This window comes from Pseudomonas sp. Xaverov 259, assembly GCF_019352915.1.
In the GTDB taxonomy this organism is placed as follows: domain Bacteria; phylum Pseudomonadota; class Gammaproteobacteria; order Pseudomonadales; family Pseudomonadaceae; genus Aquipseudomonas.
The window spans coordinates 614,478-636,112 of record NZ_JAAAFV010000057.1; the positions used below are offsets into that span (position 1 = coordinate 614,478).

General features: G+C 60.3%; 21 protein-coding genes and 1 riboswitch. Of the genes, 11 read left to right on the forward strand and 10 right to left on the reverse strand.

Going from position 1 to position 21,635, the window contains the following annotated elements:
• Nucleotides 1-33 precede the first annotated feature (33 nt).
• Nucleotides 34-420, reverse strand: coding sequence for an MAPEG family protein (locus tag K0H48_RS25620; protein WP_099488479.1), 387 nt, complete (start codon nucleotides 418-420; stop codon nucleotides 34-36).
• Nucleotides 421-612: 192 nt separating this feature from the next.
• On the opposite strand from K0H48_RS25620, the gene K0H48_RS25625 reads away from it, so the two are divergent.
• A complete protein-coding gene (locus K0H48_RS25625; RefSeq protein ID WP_219269797.1) occupies nucleotides 613-1,872 on the forward strand; it encodes a sodium:proton antiporter in 1,260 nt (419 codons plus the stop codon).
• A 42-nt stretch (nucleotides 1,873-1,914) separates the two neighbouring features.
• Here K0H48_RS25625 and K0H48_RS25630 read toward each other — a convergent pair whose 3' ends face one another.
• The 3 genes from K0H48_RS25630 to K0H48_RS25640 all read right to left on the reverse strand — a co-directional run bounded on the left by K0H48_RS25630 (nucleotide 1,915) and on the right by K0H48_RS25640 (nucleotide 5,207).
• Nucleotides 1,915-3,777, reverse strand: a complete 1,863-nt coding sequence (locus K0H48_RS25630; RefSeq protein ID WP_219269799.1) for a DUF3857 domain-containing transglutaminase family protein — start codon at nucleotides 3,775-3,777, stop codon at nucleotides 1,915-1,917.
• Between the two features lie 66 nt (nucleotides 3,778-3,843).
• Nucleotides 3,844-4,728 (reverse strand): formate/nitrite transporter family protein, encoded by an 885-nt coding sequence (locus tag K0H48_RS25635; protein WP_219269802.1) that lies wholly within the window; start codon nucleotides 4,726-4,728, stop codon nucleotides 3,844-3,846.
• 86 nt (nucleotides 4,729-4,814) lie between these two features.
• Complete coding sequence (locus tag K0H48_RS25640) at nucleotides 4,815-5,207, reverse strand: acyl-CoA thioesterase (protein ID WP_016977737.1); 393 nt, start codon at nucleotides 5,205-5,207, stop codon at nucleotides 4,815-4,817.
• A 198-nt stretch (nucleotides 5,208-5,405) separates the two neighbouring features.
• Nucleotides 5,406-5,511: riboswitch (S-adenosyl-L-homocysteine riboswitch) on the forward strand.
• A 21-nt stretch (nucleotides 5,512-5,532) separates the two neighbouring features.
• Between K0H48_RS25640 and ahcY the strand changes: the two genes are divergently transcribed.
• From ahcY to K0H48_RS25660, 4 genes are all read left to right on the forward strand, one after another.
• Nucleotides 5,533-6,942 carry an adenosylhomocysteinase gene (gene ahcY, locus K0H48_RS25645; protein ID WP_219269804.1) on the forward strand — a complete coding sequence of 470 codons (1,410 nt, stop codon included), beginning with the start codon at nucleotides 5,533-5,535 and terminating at the stop codon, nucleotides 6,940-6,942.
• A gap of 155 nt (nucleotides 6,943-7,097) precedes the next feature.
• Nucleotides 7,098-7,943 (forward strand): methylenetetrahydrofolate reductase [NAD(P)H], encoded by an 846-nt coding sequence (metF, locus tag K0H48_RS25650; RefSeq protein ID WP_219269808.1) that lies wholly within the window; start codon nucleotides 7,098-7,100, stop codon nucleotides 7,941-7,943.
• A gap of 131 nt (nucleotides 7,944-8,074) precedes the next feature.
• Nucleotides 8,075-8,866 (forward strand): ABC transporter substrate-binding protein, encoded by a 792-nt coding sequence (locus K0H48_RS25655; protein ID WP_219269810.1) that lies wholly within the window; start codon nucleotides 8,075-8,077, stop codon nucleotides 8,864-8,866.
• Between the two features lie 221 nt (nucleotides 8,867-9,087).
• A complete protein-coding gene (locus K0H48_RS25660; RefSeq protein ID WP_219269812.1) occupies nucleotides 9,088-10,986 on the forward strand; it encodes a DEAD/DEAH box helicase in 1,899 nt (632 codons plus the stop codon).
• A gap of 61 nt (nucleotides 10,987-11,047) precedes the next feature.
• Here the strand turns inward: K0H48_RS25660 and K0H48_RS25665 are convergent, their stop codons facing one another.
• Complete coding sequence (locus tag K0H48_RS25665) at nucleotides 11,048-11,422, reverse strand: nuclear transport factor 2 family protein (RefSeq protein ID WP_219269814.1); 375 nt, start codon at nucleotides 11,420-11,422, stop codon at nucleotides 11,048-11,050.
• Nucleotides 11,423-11,549: 127 nt separating this feature from the next.
• Between K0H48_RS25665 and K0H48_RS25670 the strand changes: the two genes are divergently transcribed.
• Nucleotides 11,550-12,434: a LysR substrate-binding domain-containing protein gene (locus K0H48_RS25670; protein WP_219269816.1), complete on the forward strand. Its 885-nt coding sequence runs from the start codon at nucleotides 11,550-11,552 to the stop codon at nucleotides 12,432-12,434.
• 61 nt (nucleotides 12,435-12,495) lie between these two features.
• Here K0H48_RS25670 and K0H48_RS25675 read toward each other — a convergent pair whose 3' ends face one another.
• Together K0H48_RS25675 and K0H48_RS25680 are read right to left on the reverse strand one after the other, a co-directional pair.
• Nucleotides 12,496-13,092: a YceI family protein gene (locus tag K0H48_RS25675; protein WP_026013867.1), complete on the reverse strand. Its 597-nt coding sequence runs from the start codon at nucleotides 13,090-13,092 to the stop codon at nucleotides 12,496-12,498.
• Nucleotides 13,093-13,124: 32 nt separating this feature from the next.
• On the reverse strand, nucleotides 13,125-13,676 hold the full coding sequence (locus K0H48_RS25680) for a cytochrome b (RefSeq protein ID WP_200430415.1): 552 nt from the start codon (nucleotides 13,674-13,676) through the stop codon (nucleotides 13,125-13,127).
• A 273-nt stretch (nucleotides 13,677-13,949) separates the two neighbouring features.
• Here K0H48_RS25680 and K0H48_RS25685 point away from each other — a divergent pair, with 273 nt between their 5' ends.
• Together K0H48_RS25685 and K0H48_RS25690 are read left to right on the forward strand one after the other, a co-directional pair.
• Nucleotides 13,950-15,356 (forward strand): adenosylmethionine--8-amino-7-oxononanoate transaminase, encoded by a 1,407-nt coding sequence (locus K0H48_RS25685; RefSeq protein ID WP_138813492.1) that lies wholly within the window; start codon nucleotides 13,950-13,952, stop codon nucleotides 15,354-15,356.
• Between the two features lie 153 nt (nucleotides 15,357-15,509).
• On the forward strand, nucleotides 15,510-16,229 hold the full coding sequence (locus tag K0H48_RS25690) for a 16S rRNA (uracil(1498)-N(3))-methyltransferase (RefSeq protein WP_219269818.1): 720 nt from the start codon (nucleotides 15,510-15,512) through the stop codon (nucleotides 16,227-16,229).
• 137 nt (nucleotides 16,230-16,366) lie between these two features.
• Here K0H48_RS25690 and K0H48_RS25695 read toward each other — a convergent pair whose 3' ends face one another.
• Together K0H48_RS25695 and K0H48_RS25700 are read right to left on the reverse strand one after the other, a co-directional pair.
• The gene (locus K0H48_RS25695; RefSeq protein WP_219269820.1) at nucleotides 16,367-17,269 is read right to left on the reverse strand and encodes a transporter substrate-binding domain-containing protein; all 903 of its coding nucleotides are present in this window, start codon (nucleotides 17,267-17,269) and stop codon (nucleotides 16,367-16,369) included.
• A gap of 31 nt (nucleotides 17,270-17,300) precedes the next feature.
• Complete coding sequence (locus tag K0H48_RS25700) at nucleotides 17,301-18,542, reverse strand: D-amino acid dehydrogenase (RefSeq protein WP_219269822.1); 1,242 nt, start codon at nucleotides 18,540-18,542, stop codon at nucleotides 17,301-17,303.
• Between the two features lie 108 nt (nucleotides 18,543-18,650).
• Here K0H48_RS25700 and K0H48_RS25705 point away from each other — a divergent pair, with 108 nt between their 5' ends.
• Nucleotides 18,651-19,553, forward strand: coding sequence for a LysR family transcriptional regulator (locus K0H48_RS25705; RefSeq protein WP_219269824.1), 903 nt, complete (start codon nucleotides 18,651-18,653; stop codon nucleotides 19,551-19,553).
• Between the two features lie 74 nt (nucleotides 19,554-19,627).
• Here the strand turns inward: K0H48_RS25705 and K0H48_RS25710 are convergent, their stop codons facing one another.
• Nucleotides 19,628-20,245: a hemolysin III family protein gene (locus K0H48_RS25710; RefSeq protein ID WP_200430421.1), complete on the reverse strand. Its 618-nt coding sequence runs from the start codon at nucleotides 20,243-20,245 to the stop codon at nucleotides 19,628-19,630.
• A gap of 248 nt (nucleotides 20,246-20,493) precedes the next feature.
• Between K0H48_RS25710 and K0H48_RS25715 the strand changes: the two genes are divergently transcribed.
• Nucleotides 20,494-21,060: a chromate transporter gene (locus K0H48_RS25715; RefSeq protein WP_219269826.1), complete on the forward strand. Its 567-nt coding sequence runs from the start codon at nucleotides 20,494-20,496 to the stop codon at nucleotides 21,058-21,060.
• Nucleotides 21,060-21,602 carry a chromate transporter gene (locus K0H48_RS25720; RefSeq protein ID WP_138813485.1) on the forward strand — a complete coding sequence of 181 codons (543 nt, stop codon included), beginning with the start codon at nucleotides 21,060-21,062 and terminating at the stop codon, nucleotides 21,600-21,602. Before K0H48_RS25715 ends, K0H48_RS25720 begins: the two co-directional genes overlap by 1 nt.
• Nucleotides 21,603-21,635 lie beyond the last annotated feature (33 nt).

Below are 21,635 nucleotides of genomic sequence, written 5' to 3' on the forward strand. Positions count from 1 at the left end.
AGCCCGCTACCCTATTGAATGTGCGTCAAACCTCTAGATCGACACAAAAAAGAAACTCGCGATCAACGCCATCCCCACCGCCCACACCAGTGAACGCAGCATCGCCCAGTCGGCCAGGTAGCAGATGATGTACAGCAAGCGGCTGGTGATAAACAGCACCGCCAGCACATTGATGGTCACCAGCGACGCCGTACCGGCCAGGTGCGCGATGATTACCGCCGCGGCAAATGCAGGTGTCACTTCAAAGCTGTTGAGTTGGGCGTTGTGGGCGCGCTTGGCCACGCCTTCGACGGTATCCAGGAAGGCACGCGGGTCGTGGTTGTGCCGCGGGCCGAACTTGCCGCCGCTGAACTTGGCCACCCCCGTACACAGGTAAGGCAGGAAAATTGCGATCAACACACACCAGAAAGCGGCCGTCATCATGGATTCCTTTTGTTGTTTTAAATAGAAATTAGAGTTTTAGCACTATAACTGCAATATCGCACTCACCGGCTATGAACCGAGGCGCGCCGAAAGGTTCTATCAGGCTTTTGGCCGGCGCCTTGAAACATCCCGCCGCTGCTGCGGTCCATCCCAGCAATAACGACCTTCCCTCACTTCCAAGGACCTCGGATGCTTGAACTTGTCGCCGCCTTTATTTGCCTCACCACCCTGCTCACCTATGTGAACTACCGTTTTATCGGCCTGCCGCCCACCATCGGCGTGATGGTCACGGCCCTGCTGTTTTCCCTGATCCTGCAAGGCCTGAGTGTTATCGGCTACCCCGGTTTGGAGGAACGTATCCAGCAGTTGATCGGCCAGATCGACTTCGGCGACTTGCTGATGAACTGGATGCTGTCGTTCCTGCTGTTCGCCGGCGCTTTGCACGTCAACCTCAACGACCTGCGCAGCTATCGCTGGCCCATCGGCCTGCTGGCAACCTTCGGCGTATTGATCGCCACCGTAGTGATCGGCAGCCTGGCGTATTACATCTTTGCCCTGTTCGGCTGGCACGTCAGCTTCCTTTACTGCCTGCTGTTCGGCGCACTGATTTCACCCACCGACCCGATTGCAGTGTTGGGCGTGCTGCGAACCGCCAACGCCTCCAAACCACTGAAAACCACCATCGTCGGCGAATCGCTGTTCAACGACGGCACGGCGGTGGTGGTGTTTACCGTGCTACTCGGTATCGCACAGCTGGGCGAAACGCCGACGGTCGGCGCCACGGCCATGCTGTTCGCCCATGAAGCGATTGGTGGCGTGGTGTTCGGCGGGTTGATCGGCTACCTGGTGTACCTGATGATCAAGAGCATCGAGCAACACCAGATCGAAGTGATGCTGACCCTGGCGCTGGTGATCGGTGGTTCGGCAATGGCGACCGAACTGCACGTCTCGGCGCCGATTGCGATGGTGGTGGCCGGGCTGATCATCGGCAACCTGGGGCGCAAGCTGGCGATGAACGACATGACCCGCCGCTACCTCGACGGCTTCTGGGAATTGCTCGATGACATGCTCAACGCCCTACTGTTTGCCCTGATCGGCATGGAGTTGCTGCTGTTGCCGTTCAACTGGCTGCACGTACTGGCCGCCAGCTTGCTGGCTGTGGCGATCCTGGCCTCACGCCTGCTGACCGTGGCGCCGGCGATTCTGTTGCTGCGCCGCTGGCGCACGGTGCCACGCGGCACTATCCGCATTCTCACCTGGGGTGGTTTGCGCGGCGGCGTCTCGGTAGCACTGGCGCTGGCCCTGCCGCTGGGCCCGGAACGTGACTTGCTGTTGAGCATCACCTACATCGTGGTGCTGTCGTCGATCCTGTTGCAGGGTTTGAGCATCGGCAAGCTGGTCAAGCATGTGACTAAAGATGAGCCGGCGCCACCTGCCGAGGCTCACTGATTGAGGCCGGCGGCGAATTCATTTCGCCGCCGGCGCCTGCGATCAATGGGCCTGCACGATGATCTGGCTTTTGAGGTCGTTGAACATCGCCTCGACCATCGGCTGCATGCTCTTGAACCACTCAGGGCTGCACACCGCTTCGGGATGGTTAAAGACAAGCGTGCGGGAAACCAGCACGGTATTGCCGCTGCGCTCATAACTGGCGTCGTAGGTAACATCCGCGCCCTTGAGCGAAACGGTCTTGGGCACCGCCAGAATAGTCAACGAGGCGGGGAACTCGAAGCGGGCCTTTTCAACGCTCTCGCTGGTGAAGCAGGTGAAGTTTTGCACCCGCTTCTTTTCTACCGACAGGACCTGCACGTCCTGAGCAATATAACTGCCCAGACGACTGAGTGCCGGTACACCAATCGGCCCCGGCACGTTGACGAGGTTTTCCGTGCGCCCGGCCAACGTGGTGTTGAAGCCGGACGCATCACCTTCCAGCGCATCTGTTTCCAGTGCGGCTTTGCCCGTCTGGCCTGAACTGCGCAGCATTTTCTGGATCATCTGATCACGCTCCGCCGGCTGCTGAGACCTGATCCAAAACCGCATCGCTTCGGTACGCCAACCCTCGGCGAGGGACGTTTGCGTAAAGTCTGCCGCGCCCTTGTCATCGACCTTGAACACCAGTTCACTCGACAGCTTGCCCGGTTGAGTGGCCGGGGTACGTGCCAACTCGCCAGTACGCGTCAACAACACCGGCTTGTCCAAGTCCTGCAGTGGCAAGTAACCGGCAGCGATGAAACTGGCGGTGGAGTCCAGATAGAGGTCCAGGCTTGGCACATAGGTGATCGCATGGTTGAGCACGCGTAACGCCGCCACCTTAGGCAAAACATAGGCATTGCCGGCGTTGATCAACACCGGTGAGCTGTCGATGCCAACGGCCTTGAGCATGGCTTCCAGCAGGGCCACATGGTCCTTGCAGTCGCCGTAACGGTTATCCAGCACCGATTGCGCCGAGTGCGGCACCACGCCGCCGGCGTCGATGTACACCGCCACATAACGGATGTTCTTGCGCACCCAATCACTGAGCGCCAGGGCCTTGGCCCGAGGCGTTGGCCGGTCGGCAGTGAGCGTGTGCGCCAATTCGGTGATTTGCGGTGTGACCTCAACCTTGGCACGTGCCTCGTAAGCCCTGGCCAGGTCTTTGTAGGTTGCAAAGGTCGAAACAGCGAGGATCTGTCCATAGTCGGTGTAGGCCACCGCGCCTTGTTCGGGCCGGGTTTTGTCGGCCGGCACATAGTCCCATCGGTACACTTTGCGCCCCACTGCACCCGCCGCAGTAGAGGCTTTGAAACCCCGGGCCTCGGCGTACAAGGGCTTGTCGGCCGGCAAGTCGTAGATCAGGGAGTAACCCAGCGTGGGGCTCAAGCTCGCCGTGGAGAAGTCGGTAAACTCGCCAGGAAACAACGCCGTGTGGCGTATTCGCTTGTAACGCAAGCTCAGACGATCACCCACTGCCACCTCAGGAAAAATCACCACCTTGACCCGCGAATCCTGAAACATCGGGGCATTGGCCGAGGCTTGTTCCTGTTGTTCCCTGATCTGCGACGCGGTGACCATTACCCTGCGCCCATCGGGCTTGAGCGTGAACGCCTCGACAATCTCCAGGCTATCCAATGAGCGGTTGTAACTGACCGCTTGCTGGGCACTGGACCGGATGGCCCGCTCTTCGTTGATCAGCACGACCTTTTCGGCATCCAACACATAGCTGCCGTCGGTATTGATCACGTAGCGTTGAGTGTGCTTTTCGATGGTCACGGAGCGATCCGCAGCATCATCCTTGGCCTGCGCCACACTAAACACGCCCACCGCCACCACCAGCGCGCACCAACTGCGCAGCCGCAAAAAAGGGAAAGCCCGCATAAAGATCCTTCTTTCATGAATGGAAAACCGCGCTGCGACTTTGCCATTCATTTATGACGAATCAGCTTACTCGTCCTTGTTCACCCGCTGGGGATGGCGCGGGTCTGCGGGCTTGCCCGGCAGGCTGCTCTCACTGCGAATCTGCGCATGGCTGATCAGCGCAAAAATAAAACTGCCGCCGATGATATTGCCCGCCAGGGTCGGCCCGGCGAACACCAGCCAGAAGTCCTTCCACGGCAGTTCGCCGGCAAACACCAAGTACGACACTTCCGCCGAGCCGACGACGATGTGGGTGAAGTCCCCCAGCGCCATCAGGTAAGTGATCAGGATAATGATGAACATCTTCGCGCTTTCCATGGACGGGATCATCCACACCATGGTGGCGATCATCCAGCCGGAAATGATGCCTTTGGCGAACATCTGGCCGGGGTCGTTTTCCATGACCTTGCGGCCGATTTCGAGGAAGGCCATGTCGGTCTTGGTGTCGAAGATCGGCAGGTGCAGCATCACGTAGGCCACCAGCAAGGTGCCGCACAGGTTGCCCACCAGCACCACCGTCCACAACCGCAACAGGCGGCCGGCATTGGCAAGCGTCGGCTTGCTCATCACCGGCAGCACGGCGGTCAGGGTGTTTTCGGTAAACAATTGCTGGCGCGCGAGGATGACCGCGAGAAAGCCCGCACAATAGCCAAAGCTGGCGATCACCTTGAAGCCTTCGCCATCCGGCAGGCGCGAGTTGAGCAGGCCCATGCCCATCAGCGACAGGCCCATGGTCAGGCCCGCCGCCAACGCCGACCACCACAACGCGGCCACATTGCGTTCCAGTTCCTGGTCGCCCTGGGTGCGGATTATTTCGTGCAGGACCGCCGCGCGAGGCGGCTGGTTCTTGTCGACGTCCTGTTGCTCTTCCTGCGACAGGTTGGGGGTTTTGCCGTCTGTTTGCGTGGCCATGGTCGTACCTGAACGAGGGGATGCGGTTCAGGTACGACCTGTCTCCAATCGCGAGCGTTCAATGCCCGCCGAAGCAGGGCGTGCAGTTACTCATCCTGGAACTGGTCTTTGACATACTTGATTTCAGTACGCCCGTGCGGCGCCGGCAAACCGTCTTCGCCCAGGTTGACGAAAACCATTTTCTCTACGGTGAGGATGCTTTTGCGCGTGATCTTGTTGCGCACTTCACAGGTCAGGGTGATCGAGGTGCGGCCGAACTCGGTGGCGGTGATGCCCAACTCGATGATGTCGCCCTGGCGCGAGGCGCTGACAAAGTTGATTTCGGAGATGTACTTGGTCACCACGCGCTGGTTGCCCAGTTGAACAATCGCGTAAATAGCCGCTTCTTCGTCGATCCAGCGCAGCAGGCTGCCGCCGAACAGGGTGCCGTTGGGGTTGAGGTCTTCGGGTTTTACCCATTTGCGGGTGTGGAAGTTCATGGTCACTCCAAAGCTTCTTGCGAAATGATGGGCAACATCATGGCAGAGCATGAGCCCAAGCTCTATGAAGCATTGCCTATCAGGCCCATCAGCGATCTTCATCTGGCCGACAGAAAGGCTTGGGAAGTGCCGCGCACACGGCTATAATCGCCACCGCTTCAAAACGGTCATCTTCGATTGATACCGTTCTCCCGCCACCTGTCCGAGGGGCGCTGCAGCAGGTTCAACCTGTCAGGCTCGGATGGGGCGTTGTCCGGCCTGGTTAGCCAGCTGGATACTAAACGCACAACGGCGCCCATTCGCACACTACGAATGGAGGCTCTTCATGAGCGCTGTAATCACGCCTGCAGGTTTTACCGACTACAAAGTCGCCGACATGTCCCTCGCCGCCTGGGGCCGTCGCGAAACCTTTATCGCCGAATCCGAAATGCCAGCCCTGATGGGTCTGCGCCGCAAGTACGCCGCTGAGCAGCCGCTCAAAGGCGCGAAGATCCTCGGCTGCATCCACATGACCATTCAGACTGCCGTGCTGATCGAAACCCTGGTTGCCCTGGGTGCCGAAGTACGCTGGTCGTCCTGCAACATTTTCTCGACTCAAGACCAGGCCGCTGCTGCTATCGCGGCTGCCGGTATCGCGGTTTACGCCTGGAAAGGCGAGACCGAAGAAGAGTACGAGTGGTGCCTGGAGCAAACCATCCTTAAAGATGGCGCGCCATGGGATGCCAACATGATCCTCGACGACGGCGGCGACCTGACCGAGCTGCTGCACAAGAAATACCCGCAGATTCTGGACCGCGTTCACGGTGTGACCGAAGAAACCACCACCGGCGTACACCGCCTGCTGGACATGCTGGCCAAGGGCGAGCTGAAAATCCCGGCCATCAACGTCAACGACTCGGTGACCAAGAGCAAGAACGACAACAAGTACGGCTGCCGTCACAGCCTCAACGATGCCATCAAGCGCGGCACCGACCACCTGCTGTCGGGCAAACAAGCCCTGGTGATCGGCTACGGCGACGTGGGCAAGGGTTCGTCCCAGTCCCTGCGTCAGGAAGGCATGATCGTTAAAGTTTCCGAAGTTGACCCGATCTGCGCCATGCAAGCGTGCATGGACGGTTTCGAAGTGGTTTCGCCGTTCATCAACGGCCAGAACGACGGCACCGAAGCAAGCATCGACAAGGCCCTGCTGGGCAAGATCGACCTGATCGTGACCACCACCGGTAACGTGAATGTTTGCGACGCAAACATGCTCAAAGCCCTGAAGAAGCGCGCGGTTGTCTGCAACATCGGCCACTTCGACAACGAAATCGACACCGCTTTCATGCGCAAGAACTGGGCATGGGAAGAAGTGAAGCCGCAGGTACACAAGGTTCACCGTACCGGCACTGGTGATTTCGACCCGCAGAACGACGACTACCTGATCCTGCTGGCTGAAGGCCGTCTGGTTAACCTGGGCAACGCCACCGGCCACCCAAGCCGCATCATGGACGGCTCGTTCGCCAACCAGGTACTGGCACAGATCTTCCTGTTCGGCCAGAAGTACGCCGACCTGTCGCCCGCCCAGAAAGCCGAGCGTCTGACCGTGGAAGTACTGCCGAAGAAACTCGACGAAGAAGTGGCCCTGGAAATGGTCCGCGGCTTCGGCGGCGTGGTGACTCAACTGACCAAGACCCAGGCCGACTACATCGGCGTGACCGTTGAAGGTCCGTTCAAGCCGCACGCTTACCGTTACTGATCGGCCCAGTGCCAGCTGCCATAAGGGAGCTGGCTTTTGTGGGAGCGGGCTTGCCCGCGATGCAGGCACCTCGGTTTTTCAGCAATACCGAGGCGATGCTATCGCAGGCAAGCCAGCTCCCACACCGGTTTTATGAGTTTCCAAGGGTGTTAACCATGTCCCAAGACCGTCGCTACAGCTTCGAGTTCTTCCCGACCAAGACCGATGCTGGGCATGAAAAACTGATGGCGACTGCCAAGCAGTTGGCCAGCTACAACCCCGACTTTTTCTCCTGCACCTACGGCGCCGGCGGCTCGACCCGTGACCGCACGTTCAGCACCGTGTTGCAGCTCGAAAATGAAGTCAAAGTTCCCGCCGCTCCGCACTTGTCGTGCGTGGGCGACAGCAAGGCCGAACTGCGCAGCCTGCTGACCCAATACAAACAAGCCGGCATCAAGCGCATCGTCGCCCTGCGTGGCGACCTGCCGTCCGGCATGGGCATGGCCAGCGGCGAGCTGCGCTACGCCAATGACCTGGTGAGCTTCATCCGTGAAGAAAGCGGCGATCACTTCCATATCGAAGTGGCGGCTTACCCGGAGATGCACCCACAGGCACGCAACTTCGACGACGATTTGCAGAACTTCGTGCGCAAGGCCAATGCCGGTGCCGACAGCGCGATCACCCAGTACTTCTTCAACGCCGACAGCTACTTCTACTTTGTCGAGCATGTACGGGCCATGGGTGTGAATATCCCTATCGTGCCGGGCATCATGCCGATCACCAACTACAGTAAGCTGGCGCGCTTCTCCGATGCCTGCGGCGCTGAAATCCCACGCTGGGTGCGCAAGCAACTGGAAGCTTATGGCGATGACGTCAAGAGCATCCAGGCGTTCGGTGAGCAGGTCATCACGCAGATGTGTGAACAATTGCTGCAAGGTGGCGCGCCAGGGTTGCACTTCTACACCCTGAACCAGAGTGAACCCAGCCTGGCCATCTGGAACAACCTCAAGCTGCCACGCTAAGGCTTGTTTGGTAACGCCAAGGCCCTCGTTTATACGAGGGCCTTTTTGGTTTTAAATGCGCCACATCAACTTGCCCGCAAATGCGTGTGCCAGAGCTTCTCTTTAGCGCAGGAGCATCGTAACCTCAGGGTATGCCTGTCATTCTCAAGCTGTTGACCGCTGTGCTTTTCGCTTGCCTGAGCTTCACCGCTTACGGCGAGAAATTGCGCATTGTCACCGAGCCTTGGGCGCCTTATGTGTACGACGACAAGGGCAGCATGCGTGGGCTGGATTACGAAACCACGGTGATCGTGTTCCAACGTCTGGGGGTGGAGGTGGAGTGGCAATTTTTGCCCTGGAAACGTTGCCTGGCTATGCTCGACCAAGGCCACGCCGATGGCGCACTGGATATTTTCCACAGCCATGAGCGCGACGCCTTGCTGCTTTATCCCAGCGAACCGTTGTCGGCTGTCGAGTTCGTGCTGTTCTATGCCAACGACCGCCCTCACCCGGCCCAAACCCTGGATGACTTGCGCGGGCTGACGGTCGGCACGTCGCCGGGCTATCTGTATGGCGAGGCCTTCAGCGAATCCAGCCTGTTCGACCATGAGCCGGCACCCAGCCATGAGGCCAACTTCGGCAAACTGTCGTTGGGCCGCATTGATCTGGTGATTACGGACCGTCGAGTCGGCCAGCATGTGATCAAGGCCATGGGCCTGGAAGGCAAGGTCAGCCAGGCGCCGCTGGTGGTCAGCCGCCAGCCGCAATTTTTGGCCGTGCGCCGTGGCGCCGGCATGGACCTGCTGGTGCAACGCTTTGCCGCCGAGCTCAAGCGCTTCAAGCAAGAGCCTGCCTACGCAGCCTTAAGCGCCAAATATGGCGGAATCCAAGCCAATACAGGCCCTGAACACACCGTTGAGCAGCAGGAAAGCGGCGCGCCGTGATTGCTCTGTTATACTCCGGCCTTTCCGCCAGGCTCACGCCCGGCCGCTGAGGTCTTGAAAAAGGCACCTAACCCAGCTACTGCGCAGCTTTCAGCCCGCGCGAGCCGGTGGAGTGCCCGCCAGACGCAGCAGGACCGGACGGGGTTGCGCTCCCCTAAGCGCCATTCACGCCCGGCAAGATTATCCCTTTGGGCCAAGCCCTAACTAAAACAGGATTACTCATGTCCTTTGCTTCCCTCGGTCTCTCCGAGGCTTTAGTCCGCGCCATCGAGGCAGCGGGCTATACCGAGCCTACTCCGGTGCAACAGCGGGCCATTCCCGCCGTGTTGCAAGGTCGCGACCTGATGGTTGCGGCGCAGACAGGTACTGGTAAAACCGGTGGTTTCGCCCTCCCGATTCTGGAGCGGTTGTTCCCCAACGGTCACCCGGACAAATCCCAGCGTCACGGCCCGCGCCAACCGCGCGTACTGGTCCTGACCCCCACCCGCGAACTCGCCGCCCAGGTGCACGACAGCTTCAAGCTGTATGCCCGCGACTTGAAGTTCGTCAGCGCCTGCATCTTCGGCGGCGTCGGCATGAACCCACAGGTTCAGGCCATGTCCCGTGGTGTTGACGTGCTGGTCGCCTGCCCGGGGCGTTTGCTCGACCTGTGCGGCCAAGGCAGCGTCGACTTGTCCCACGTGGAAATCCTCGTACTGGACGAAGCCGACCGCATGCTCGACATGGGATTTGTCCATGACGTGAAAAAGGTGCTCGCGCGCCTGCCGGCCAAACGTCAGAACCTGCTGTTCTCGGCAACGTTCTCCCAGGACATCACCGCCCTGGCCGGCAAGCTGCTGCACAACCCGGAACGCATTGAAGTCACGCCGCCGAACACCACGGTCGAGCGTATCGAGCAACGCGTGTTCCGCCTGGCCGCCAGCCACAAGCGCTCGCTGCTGGCGCACCTGATCACCCACGGCGCGTGGGAGCAGGTGCTGGTGTTTACCCGCACCAAGCACGGCGCCAACCGCCTGGCCGAGTACCTGGACAAACACGGCCTCACCGCTGTCGCCATCCACGGCAACAAGAGCCAGAACGCACGCACCAAAGCCCTGGCCGACTTCAAGGCCGGCACTGTGCGCATCCTGGTCGCCACCGATATCGCCGCACGCGGCCTGGATATCGACCAATTGCCACACGTGGTCAACTTCGAGCTGCCGAACGTCGATGAAGATTACGTGCACCGTATCGGCCGAACCGGCCGCGCCGGTCGTTCGGGCGAGGCCATTTCCCTGGTCGCTCCGGACGAAGAAAAACTGCTGAAAAGCATCGAGCGCATGACCAAGCAGAAAATCGCCGACGGCGACCTGATGGGCTTCGACTCCAGCGCCGTGGAGGCCGAAAAGCCTGAAGCGCGCGAGCGTCCGGACGTGCGTAACCCACGCAACCCACGCGGTCCGAAGGGCGATGGCCCGAACGGCGGCGGTGGTGGCGGTGGCCGTCGCGACAAGGGCAAAGACAAAGGCGGCAAGGAAAAAGCGCCTACCAACGGCCGTGGCGAACGCCCAGCCCGTGAGCAAAAGCCCCGTGAAGGCACCCCGGCCCGCGAACAGCGCCAGCCGAGCCAGCCGCCACGCGCCGCCGCTGACCGCGCCCCGGACGAGTTCCTCGACGACGATGTGGATAACTTCGGTAACCGCGTTGACTACGTGCCCCAGGCCAAGCCGGCCCAGGGCCGTGGCCGCCGCCCAGGTGCCCCGGCACAGGGCGCGGGTGCAGGCGCAGGTACTAGCGCTCCACGTGGCGGCCAGCCACAGGGCGGCCGTCAAAATGGCCCACGCAACAGCAGCGGCGGTACCACCGGTACGCCACCTGCCAAGCGCAACGGCCCGCGCAATGGCGCACCCCGTGACGGCCAGGCTCGTCGTGAAGACTCGCGCAGCAACAACCGCCGCCCGGCCCGTGACGACCAGCCACGCTTGTCGGAACCTGCCGTGCAGAACCCGCGCGGTGGCCCGGCGCCGAAAATCATCCACAAGGAATCGAAAGCGGATCGCTTCCCGACACCTGAGCAGTTGGATCAACTGCCAGGCCGCCCTCGTGGTGAAAAACCAGCGTTGCTGACCCGCAACCGCTGAGTTTTAGACGCAAACAAAAACGCCCCGATTAGTCGGGGCGTTTTTGCATCCAGGCGGCTGTTTATTGATCAGCCACTTCACCGGCCTTATGAAAAAGCTTGGCGAAGATCATCCAGCGGCCGTCAACTTTCATCAGGTTCAAGTAATCAACCATCACGTTATTGAACAAGCGCAAACGCACTTTGACGATGGCCATTTCCGGCGACATCACGTCGATCATCAATACCTCATCCAGCTGCGGAAAACCGCCTTCCTGCGGCGACTTACGGCCTTGAACCATGGCCCGGTATTCATCGAACGGCCGCACGACCACCGTCGAATTCTGCGCGCTGTATAACACGCAGCCACGATGAAAGACTTGATCGAACGTATTCAAGTCCTGCGTTTGCAGCACACTAAAGTAATCGTTCAGAAACGCTTGAATCTCATCAATCATGGTTCACAACTCCCGACAGTTTCAGCACGGTGTTATTTGAATAAATAACTTGCCGCCATTATCGGTAGCCCGCTCATTTCACGTATAGCGGCTATTATTAGGCTTTTTTGTGAAAGGAATTCACACATTGAAACTGCCCCCTCTTGCCGCACTGCGTGCTTTCGAGGCCTTGGCCCGACTGGGCAAGGTAAACTTGGCCGCCCTTGAGCTGCACGTGACCCACAGTGCCGTCAGCCATCAGATTCGCGCACTTGAGGAGTACCTGGGCCTCGCCTTGGTCATGCGCAACAAGCGCACGCTGATGCTGACGGATGAAGGCCGCGTGTATGCCTACCAGATCAGGCAAGGGCTGGGCGAGATCGCCGGGATCACCGAAAAACTGATGGCTAAAACCAGGCACCCACAGCTGACCGCTTCGGTGTTGCCTTCCTACGCCATGCACTGGTTGTTGCCGCGCCTGCATGATTTCAGGGCGGCTCACCCCGAACTGCACCTGCGGCTGGAGTCGAGCATGGAGTTCGCCAGCTTCGAGCAAGGCCCGCTCGATTGCGCGATTCGCTTCGGCCATGGCCAGTGGCCGGATGTGCATTGCGAAACGCTGATGGGCGATTCACTGCTGGTGGTGGCCGCTCACGACTTTAACCACGGCGTTCGGCCGCAGACCGCGCAAGACGTCCTTGACTTGCCGCTGCTGCATGCCAGTGAAAGCTGGCCGATCTGGCTCGGCGCCGCAGGTATAGCGGAGCAACGTCCGCAAGCGTCGCTGGAATTCACCGACTCCACGTTGATGCTCGAAGCCGTGCGGCTCGGGCACGGCGTCGCGCTGACCCGCCGCTCGATTGCCCATGCACTGATTCAACGCGGGGAACTGGTACGGCTCACCGACATTGAACCAGCGCACACGTCACGCTACTACATAGTCTGGCCCGCAGGCAGCAAGCCTTCGGCGCAACTGATCTTGTTGCATAACTGGCTCAAGGACCAAGTGAAGACCTACCAAGAAAGCCTTTAAACAATACACAGCAAAACGCCGACCCTGAGGTCGGCGCTTGGCGTTTGGAACAGCGAAATAATTACTTCGCTTTGACGCCTTCAAAGGTCACGTACAGCTCAACAGTGTTGGACGCTGGGCCCAGGTCCATCTGCTTGCCGAAGTCCTGACGGTTGAAGGAGGTAGTGCCTTCAAAGCCGGCACGGTAGCCGCCCCATGGATCCTTGCCTTCGCCCAGGAACGTGGCCTTGACTACGATCGGCTTGGTCACGCCGTGGAAGGTCAGGTCGCCGGTTACGTCGGCAGTGACTTGGCCTGCAGCATTTTTACCGGTGGTTTTGACGCTGGTGGAGACGAACTTGGCATCAGCAAACTTGCCAACGTCCAGGAAGTCTTTGCTGGCGATGTGCTTGTCACGTTCGGCGTGGTTAGTGAACACGCTGGCGGTACGGACGTTGAACTCGATTTTGCTGTCTTCAGGCTTAGCAGCGTCAAAGCTGAACTTGCCGTCCAGATCCTTGAAGGTACCGGTGATGAAGCTGTAGCCCAAGTGGCTGATCTTGAAGTCAACGAAGGCGTGCTGGCCTTCCTTGTCGACAACATAGTCAGCGGCCATCGCCGAACCTGCGGACAGCAGTGCGGAACCGATTGCCAGAGCGGCGAGAGTCTTTTTCAACATGCTTTCTATTCCTTGTGAGTCGAGGTTGAACATCAGGCTTTGCGTCCCAGCATTCGCGTAAGGGTCGCATCACGATCGATAAAGTGGTGTTTAAACGCAGCCACGCCGTGCAAACCGGCGAAGACCACCAACACCCAGGCCAGGTACAGATGCACCAAGCCGGCGTTATCTGCCTGGTCCGGTAGCCCGGAAACCACGGCAGGAATCTCAAACAGGCCAAACACCGGAATACCGACACCGTCTGCGGTGGAAATCAGGTAACCGGCGATCATCACGGCAAACAGCCCGAGATACAGGAACGCGTGGCCAAATGCAGCGCCAATACGCGTCAAACGGCTGTAGCTGGCCAGCGGCGGTGGCGGCGGGCTGACGAGGCGCCAGACGATACGCACCAGCATGATGGCGAACAGCGTGATGCCAATGCTCTTGTGCAGATCGGGCGCGTCTTTGCGCCAGGCGCTGTAGTAGTCGAGGCCGACCATCCACAGGCCCAGCGCGAACAAACCGAACACCACCAGGGCTACGCCCCAGTGCAAAACAATGCTGACCCAACCATAACGGGCCGATGAATTACGTAGCTGCATGTCCCAAATCCCGTAAGAACTGTGCCCAAGACTAGCGATTTACCTATCGAATTAAAGCGGAAAATTTCGCTTTGAAATATCGAGAAATACGATCAAGAGAGTATGCACAGTACGTTAACAATGGATTAAGGACTATTCCTAAGAAACGTGACAGATCGTCCTGCCTTTACTGCCAATTCATCCGTAATGGGTTGTGACGCCGCCTGGCATTGCATAGGCTTGCGCGATTGTTTCGCCTGCGCCGGGCGCAGGGCCGCTTCGAGGAGATAACCGATGGGCTTGAATAACCAGTGGATGCAACGCGACCTCGCGGTGCTGTGGCATCCCTGCACCCAGATGAAAGACCACCAGCAACTGCCGCTTATCCCGATCAAGCGCGGTGAAGGCGTATGGCTGGAAGACTTCGAAGGCAAGCGCTACCTCGATGCCGTCAGTTCCTGGTGGGTCAATGTGTTCGGCCACGCCAACCCGCGCATCAACCAACGCATCAAGGATCAGGTCGACCAGCTGGAACACGTGATCCTTGCCGGTTTCAGCCACCAGCCGGTGATCGAGTTGTCGGAGCGCCTGGTGGCGATGACGCCCGAAGGTTTGACCCGCTGCTTCTACGCCGACAACGGCTCGTCGTGCATCGAAGTTGCGCTGAAGATGAGCTTTCACTACTGGCTCAACCGTGGCCTGCCGAACAAGAAACGCTTCGTCACCCTCACCAACAGCTACCACGGCGAAACCATTGCCGCGATGTCGGTGGGCGATGTGCCGTTGTTTACCGAAACCTATAAAGCCTTGCTGCTGGACACCATCAAGGTGCCGAGCCCGGATTGCTACCTGCGCCCCGAGGGCATGAGCTGGGAAGAGCATTCGCGCAACATGTTCCTGGCCATGGAACACACCCTGGCCGAAAACCACGCCAGCGTCGCCGCCGTGATCGTCGAGCCGCTGATCCAGGGCGCCGGCGGCATGCGCATGTACCACCCGGTGTACCTCAAGCTGCTGCGTGAAGCCTGCGACAAATACGGTGTACACCTGATCCACGACGAAATCGCCGTGGGCTTCGGCCGCACCGGCAGCATGTTCGCCTGTGAGCAAGCAGGCATCCGCCCGGACTTCCTGTGCTTGTCCAAAGCGCTAACCGGCGGCTACCTGCCGCTGGCCGCTGTGGTCACCACCGACGATGTGTACGACGCCTTCTACGACGACTACCCGACCCTGCGCGCCTTCCTGCATTCCCACAGCTACACCGGCAACCCGCTGGCATGCGCGGCGGCCTTGGCGACTTTGGATATCTTCGAAGAAGACAACGTCATCGAAAACAACAAGGCCCTGGCCCAGCGCATGGCCACCGCCACCGCGCACCTGGTGGACCACCCGCACGTGTCGGAAGTGCGCCAGACCGGCATGGTGCTGGCCATCGAGATGGTCCAAGACAAAGCCACCAAAACCGCCTACCCGTGGCAGGAACGCCGGGGTTTGAAGGTGTTCGAGCATGCCTTGGAGCGCGGTGCATTGTTGCGGCCGTTGGGTAGCGTGGTGTATTTCCTGCCGCCGTATGTGATTACGCCGGAGCAGATCGACTTTTTGGCCGAGGTGGCCAGCGAAGGCATCGATATCGCCACCAACAGCAACGTCAGTGTTGCGGTGCCGAAGGACTTCCACCCAGGCTTTCGTGATCCGGGTTAATTGAGTTCACTCAACTGATCGGGTGCCGGGTCTACCGCTATCGCGGGCAAGCCCGGCTCCCACAGGTTTTGTTTGATCGTTCCCACGCTCCGCGTGGGAATGCAGCCCTGGACGCTCCGCGTCCGCTCTGCACACCACTTCCAGAGAACAGAAATGAGACTGTCCCGCTTTTTCACCGACACCCCACTCAGCATCGGCGAGCATGAATTGCCCGAAGCCCAGGCGCATTACATCAGCCGCGTATTGCGCATGGGCGAAGGCGATGCCGTGCAATTGTTCGACGGCTCCGGCCAGGAGTTTCTCGGCACCTTGCTGGAGGTCGGTAAAAAACGCGTCAGCGTGCAACTCACCGAAAGCTTTGCGGGCCAGACCGAATCACCGCTGCACATCCACCTTGGCCAAGGTCTGTCGCGGGGCGAGCGCATGGATTGGGCGATTCAGAAAGCCACTGAGCTGGGTGTGAATGCAATCACACCGATCTTCAGCGACCGCTGCGAAGTGCGCCTGAAGGATGAACGCGCCGACAAACGCCTGCTGCACTGGCGCCAAGTGGCGATCAGCGCCTGTGAGCAATGCGGGCGTTCGACGGTGCCGGTGATTCACCCGCCGCTGTTACTGGCCGACTGGTTGAAGCAAGCCGAGGCGGATTTGAAGCTGGTGCTGCACCCGGTGGCCGAGCCGATGGTCAGCCACGCCAAGCCGTCGAGCCTGGCGTTCCTGATCGGGCCGGAAGGTGGCTTGACCGACACTGAAGTGCAAGCGGCCCAAGGCGCCGGCTTCCACGCCGCCCGCCTCGGCCCGCGAGTGCTGCGCACCGAAACCGCGCCAGTCGTGGCATTGAGCGTGGCCCAGCAACTGTGGGGCGACTTCTAACCCGCGCCCGATCGTTCCCACGCTCTGCGTGGGAATGCCTCCTGTGACGCTCTGCGTCACGACCTCAAAACGGACGCAGAGCGTCCAAGGCTGCATTCCCACGCGGAGCGTGGGAACGATCACGGGTTAACACTTCGCTATTCCACCGGGTCACTCACCGGCTTGGCAATAATCGCCTTCAACTCGCTGGTCATGGGGAACTCAAGGTTCAGGCCCTTGGGCGGAATCGGCTGTTCAAACCAGCGCTGGTAAATCCCGTTGATCTCCCCAGAGCGGTACAGGTCCGCGAGCGTTTCGTTGACCACGGCGAGAAATTGCGGGTCGTCCTTGCGCAGCATGCAGCTGTAAATCTCCCGCGATTGCTCCTTGCCCACCACCACCCAGTGGTGCGGGTCACGGGCCTTGGCGCGCTCGCCGTAGAGCAATGCGTCATCCATGTAGAACGCCACTGCGCGGCCGGTCTCGAGCATCTTGAACGCTTCGCCATGGTCCTTGGCGCTGATCACAAACATATTGGCTTTGTGCTCGGCGTTGTAGCTCTTGAGAAAGCGCTCATTGGTGGTGCCGGCCGTGGTCACCACGTTCTTGCCCTTGAGGTCTTCAAAGCCCTGGATGCCACTGTCCTTGGCGGTCAGCAACTGGCCCTTCACATAGATAAAACCATAGGAAAACGCCACCTGCTTCTGCCGCTCGGCCGTCACGCCCGTGGAGCCGCACTCCAGGTCGACGGTGCCGTTCTGCACCAGCGGAATACGGGTTTGAGAGGTCACCAGGTTGTGCTTCACGTTGAGGTCCGCCACCCCGGTTTTCTGCTGGATGCGCTCAACGATTTTGTTCGCCAGTTCCACCGAATAGCCCATAGGCTTGCCGCTGTTATCACCCACATAGGAAAACGGCACCGAGGCATCGCGATAGCCCAAGGTGATCGACTTGGCATTCGCGATCTTGCTCAAGGTGCCGTCCAGCGCGGCCTCATTGGCCTGAACCTGTGCGCCAAACAACAGCCCGAGGGTGCAGCCGGTCAACAGGATTCTTTTCATTGTTATTCTCCGTTGGTGGGTGTGAGTCCAATTATGCAGCGCGGGGCGTGAGGCCCTGCATATCGATGGAAGGTGCGTGCTCGCTGATCAGTTCGGCCAGCAATTGCCCGCTGCCGCAGGCCAGGGTAAAACCCAGCGCGCCGTGGCCGAGGTTCAGCCACAGGTTGCGATAGGCGCTGGCGCCGATCAATGGCACGCCGGTGGGTGTGGCCGGGCGCATGCCGGCCCATTCGACGGCGTGGGCGTAATCGCCGGCCGTTGGGAATGTTTCCATGGCCTGGCGTTTCATCAAGGCCAGGCGTTTGGGCTCAAGGCGCGCATCAAAGCCGACGATATCCACCATGGCCGCGACCCGCAGTTGCTCACCGATGCGCGCATACACGATCTTGCGGTCATAGTCGGTGACACTCACGTTCGGCGCCTGGTGGTGCGCGCCAATCGGCACGTTCAGGCTGTAGCCCTTGAGCGGATACAGTGGCAACGACAACCCATGCAGACCCAGCTCGGCGCTGCGATGCCCGGCCGCCAGCACCAGTTGATCCACCGCCATCACCTCGTCACCCAACTCGATGGCCTGCACTGCGCCGTCGGCGTGGCGTATGCGGGTGACCTTGCGGCCCAGCAAAAACCTGCAGCGCCCCGAGGCTTCGAGCCGGGCCGCCAGCCGTTGGCAGAAGGCGTGACAGTCAGCCACTTCCTCGTTCGGCGTGTAGATGCCACCGAGAAAGTCGGCGCCCATTAACGCTGGCTCCAAGTGCGCGCAATCGGCCACGGACACCACTTGCTGCTGCACGCTATTGCTGACCTTGCTGCGCGCATGCTCAAAGGAGGTGGCATTGCGAAACGTCACCAGTTTGCCGTTGCGACGCCAGTCGAAGCCATTCAGGTGATCGCCTTCGCGCCATTGCTCCAGCGTGGCCTGGCTCAAAGACGCCAGGCGCAGCAGGTGCGCGGCATTGCGCTGGTTCACCGAGCCACGGCAGGCGCCGATAAAGGCCGCCATCCAGCGCCATTGCTGCGGGTCGAGTTTAGGGCGCAACTTTAACGGCGAGTCACCGCGCAGCAACCAGCCGATGGCTTGCAGCGGCACACCTTTGTCGGCGAGCGGCGCGACATAGCGGTAAGACAGTTGCCCGCCGTTGGCGAAACTGGTCTCGCTGCCCAGGCTGTCCCGCGCTTCGATCACCGTGACCTCATGGCCCGCACGCACCAAGGCATAGGCGCTCGCCAAGCCAATAACGCCACCACCGATGATGCAAACCCGCTTGGCCATTGCTGCCACCCGCTGTTGAATTAACTGGCCCCAAGCCTAGGGCCAGGTGACAGGCCGCCGACAATGAATAAAGATGGGTCACCCATAAACAAAGGTTATGTACTTGCCATGCGCTTGCGTCATATCGAGATCTTCCAGGCCATCCGCCAGACCGGCTCCGTCAGCGCCGCCGCGCAGCTGTTGCACGTCTCGCAACCGGCGGTGACCAAGGTGCTGCAGCACGCCGAGTTGCAGCTGGGCTTTGCGCTGTTTTTACGGGTACGCGGCAAGCTGCAGCCCACGCCGGAAGCGCTGGCGCTGGAAAGCGAAGTCGAGAAAGTCACCGAAAGCCTGCAAGGCGTGCGGCGCCTGGCCAAGAGCCTGCGCCGCGAGCCGGGCCAACGGGTGCGCATTGGTGCGATTCCGGCCCTGGCCCTGTCGCTGCTGCCGCCGGCGATTCTGGAATGGAAGCGCGACTACCCGGACATTGCCTGCGAGCTGTCCAGCGACCACAGCCGCGAGCTGGTGCAGAAACTGTTGATGCGTGAGATTGACTTGGCGCTGACGCTCAACTTTTCCGGCCATCCGGGGCTGACCACGCAAGTGCTGGCCAATGGGGTGTTGGTGGCGTTGGCGTCGAAGGGCTATTGGTCAGATGCGCAGTTGAGCACGCCCCTGCCACTGGCAGACCTGGCGGGTGCGCCACTGGTTGGCTTGTCGAGTGCCGACCCACTGGCCGCCAAGCTCGACAGCTACCTGGAAAACGTCGACCCACCGCCACGGGTAAGCATTGCCGTACAGACCTATTCTCTGGCCCGGGCGATGGTGGAATCCGGTGCCGGGTTGACGGTCATCGACCCGTTCACCGCCCTCGGCGCGTCAACGGCGACCACCTGCATTCGCCCGCTCACGCCGCCATTGCCGATCACGCTGTACGCTCTGACCCGCGCTGATGAGCCGCCGCCGCATATGTTGGCGAACCTGTTGGACATTTTCGGCAACCGAGCGCGAGAGCTGCTGGAACGCTTGTAATGTGGGAGCTGGCTTGCCTGCGATAGCGTCGGCACATTCAAAACCGCTATCGCAGGCAAGCCAGCTCCCACAGGTCACAGCACGTAATGCATGATCGCCACAAAGTGCAGCAAACTGCCGCCAATCACAAACAAATGCCAGATCCCATGGGAATGGCGCAAGCGATCCTCCAGGGCAAAAAAGATGATGCCGACGGTGTACAGCACCCCGCCCGACGCCAGCCACACAAACCCCGCCGTGCCCAGCGCGGCAATCAATGGCTTGACCGCCACCAGCACAATCCAGCCCATCACCGCATAGATCACAATCGACAGAATCCGAGCCTCAGACCTTGGCTTGATCTCCTGCAAAATGCCGATTACCGCCAGCCCCCACACAATCCCGAACAGCGTCCAACCCCACGGCCCGCGCAGCGTCACCAGGCAAAAGGGGGTGTAGCTGCCGGCAATCAGCAAGTAGATCGAAAAGTGATCGACCTTCTGCATGATCTCTTTTCGCCGGCCCTGCACGCTGTGGTACACGGTGGACGCGCTGTACAGCACCAGCAGGGTAAAGCCATAAATCGCCACGCTGACGATCTTCCAGGGGCTGCCGTCCAGGCTCGCCACCACCAACATCCACACTGCGCCGATAAAAGCGGCAACCGCCCCGGCCAAATGGCTCCAGGCGTTGAATCGTTCCCCGTGATACATGTGTCACTCACCTCGAATAACCGTTACCACATGGTTGTGCCAAGACCATTGTGACGCTACCGGCACTGTTGCAGGTAACACGCATTTCTTCATTTGCCCAAACACACACGCCGATAGATCATTCACATCATCCTGTGGGAGCTGGCTTGCCTGCGATGGCGTTGGCACATTCAACACCGCTATCGCAGGCAAGCCAGCTCCCACATAAAGCCAGAGCCCACCTAAAAGCAGCCTACCGGTAATCCCCCGTGCCCGAGCTTGAACCCACCGCGCCGCAACCCAGCCTATGGCAACTGTTTTACAACTTCGCCATGGTCGGCCTGTTCGGCTTTGGCGGCGTGATGCCCTGGGCGCGGCAGATGATGGTCGACCGTCGCCGCTGGGTCAGCGAGCAAGGCTTCAATGAGTTGCTGACCACCGGCCAGTTCTTCCCCGGCCCCAATATCGCCAACGTCGGCATCATCTACGGCCGTCGCCTGCATGGCTTGCCGGGTGCGGTTGTGACCGTGTGCGGGCTGTACCTGTTCCCTTCGATAATCACCGTGCTCGCCGGTTTCGCCTATACCCAGTGGTGGACCCACGACGTGGTGCAGCAGGTGTTCGGCGCCGTGATGCCGATTGCCACCGGGCTGATCCTCGGCACGACCCTGCGCCTGCTCAAGGCCATGCCCAGGACGGTCGCCAACTACGTGGCCTTCCTGCTGACCTTTGTACTGATGGCGATCCTGGTGCTGCCACTGTGGATGGTGCTGCTGATCTGCATCCCCAGCTCCCTGGCACTGGGCTTTATCGACACACGCAAGGTGGCCCGCTGATGCAAGCCACGCTCCTGCACCTGATGCTCCAATGCGCACTGTGGTCGCTAATGTCGATTGGCGGCAACATGGTCGCCATCGGTGACATTCACCGCTACTCCGTCAACGACATGAACTGGGTCAGCGACGCCCAGTTCGTCGCCTTCTTCGCCCTGTCCCAGGCATTGCCCGGCCCCAACGGCATGTTGCTGGTGTTTATCGGCCAGCAAGCCGCTGGGCTGCCGGGTGCGCTGGTCGCCTTGCTGGCCAAGCTGGTGCCCTGTTCGGTGCTCACCTACGTGGGCGCCGGCTGGCTGGAAAAACACACCACCACACCATGGGTGCAGCGGGTCAAGCGCAGCCTGCTGCCGATCTCCATCGGGCTGATCCTGGCCGCCAGCTACATCCTGATGAACAGCCTGGAAAACAACACCACCAGCCTGGTGCTGACCCTGGCCAGCGCCGCCGTGGTGTATTACACGCGGCTTAATGCGATCTGGCTGATCATCCTCGGCGTGGTGCTGGGCTTGTGCAGCGCATGGCTGGGAGTGAACTGGTTTTAGGGGCACAATCGACGGCATTCGAACCCGAGCCAC

Bases quoted from the DNA above. Each gene is read 5' to 3' on its own strand.
- K0H48_RS25620 (WP_099488479.1), bottom strand. From the start codon at position 420: ATGACGGCCGCTTTCTGGTGTGTGTTGATCGCAATTTTCCTGCCTTAC.
- K0H48_RS25625 (WP_219269797.1), top strand. From the start codon at position 613: ATGCTTGAACTTGTCGCCGCCTTTATTTGCCTCACCACCCTGCTCACC.
- K0H48_RS25630 (WP_219269799.1), bottom strand. From the start codon at position 3,777: ATGCGGGCTTTCCCTTTTTTGCGGCTGCGCAGTTGGTGCGCGCTGGTG.
- K0H48_RS25635 (WP_219269802.1), bottom strand. From the start codon at position 4,728: ATGGCCACGCAAACAGACGGCAAAACCCCCAACCTGTCGCAGGAAGAG.
- K0H48_RS25640 (WP_016977737.1), bottom strand. From the start codon at position 5,207: ATGAACTTCCACACCCGCAAATGGGTAAAACCCGAAGACCTCAACCCC.
- ahcY (WP_219269804.1), top strand. From the start codon at position 5,533: ATGAGCGCTGTAATCACGCCTGCAGGTTTTACCGACTACAAAGTCGCC.
- metF (WP_219269808.1), top strand. From the start codon at position 7,098: ATGTCCCAAGACCGTCGCTACAGCTTCGAGTTCTTCCCGACCAAGACC.
- K0H48_RS25655 (WP_219269810.1), top strand. From the start codon at position 8,075: ATGCCTGTCATTCTCAAGCTGTTGACCGCTGTGCTTTTCGCTTGCCTG.
- K0H48_RS25660 (WP_219269812.1), top strand. From the start codon at position 9,088: ATGTCCTTTGCTTCCCTCGGTCTCTCCGAGGCTTTAGTCCGCGCCATC.
- K0H48_RS25665 (WP_219269814.1), bottom strand. From the start codon at position 11,422: ATGATTGATGAGATTCAAGCGTTTCTGAACGATTACTTTAGTGTGCTG.
- K0H48_RS25675 (WP_026013867.1), bottom strand. From the start codon at position 13,092: ATGTTGAAAAAGACTCTCGCCGCTCTGGCAATCGGTTCCGCACTGCTG.
- K0H48_RS25680 (WP_200430415.1), bottom strand. From the start codon at position 13,676: ATGCAGCTACGTAATTCATCGGCCCGTTATGGTTGGGTCAGCATTGTT.
- K0H48_RS25685 (WP_138813492.1), top strand. From the start codon at position 13,950: ATGGGCTTGAATAACCAGTGGATGCAACGCGACCTCGCGGTGCTGTGG.
- K0H48_RS25690 (WP_219269818.1), top strand. From the start codon at position 15,510: ATGAGACTGTCCCGCTTTTTCACCGACACCCCACTCAGCATCGGCGAG.
- K0H48_RS25695 (WP_219269820.1), bottom strand. From the start codon at position 17,269: ATGAAAAGAATCCTGTTGACCGGCTGCACCCTCGGGCTGTTGTTTGGC.
- K0H48_RS25700 (WP_219269822.1), bottom strand. From the start codon at position 18,542: ATGGCCAAGCGGGTTTGCATCATCGGTGGTGGCGTTATTGGCTTGGCG.
- K0H48_RS25705 (WP_219269824.1), top strand. From the start codon at position 18,651: ATGCGCTTGCGTCATATCGAGATCTTCCAGGCCATCCGCCAGACCGGC.
- K0H48_RS25710 (WP_200430421.1), bottom strand. From the start codon at position 20,245: ATGTATCACGGGGAACGATTCAACGCCTGGAGCCATTTGGCCGGGGCG.
- K0H48_RS25720 (WP_138813485.1), top strand. From the start codon at position 21,060: ATGCAAGCCACGCTCCTGCACCTGATGCTCCAATGCGCACTGTGGTCG.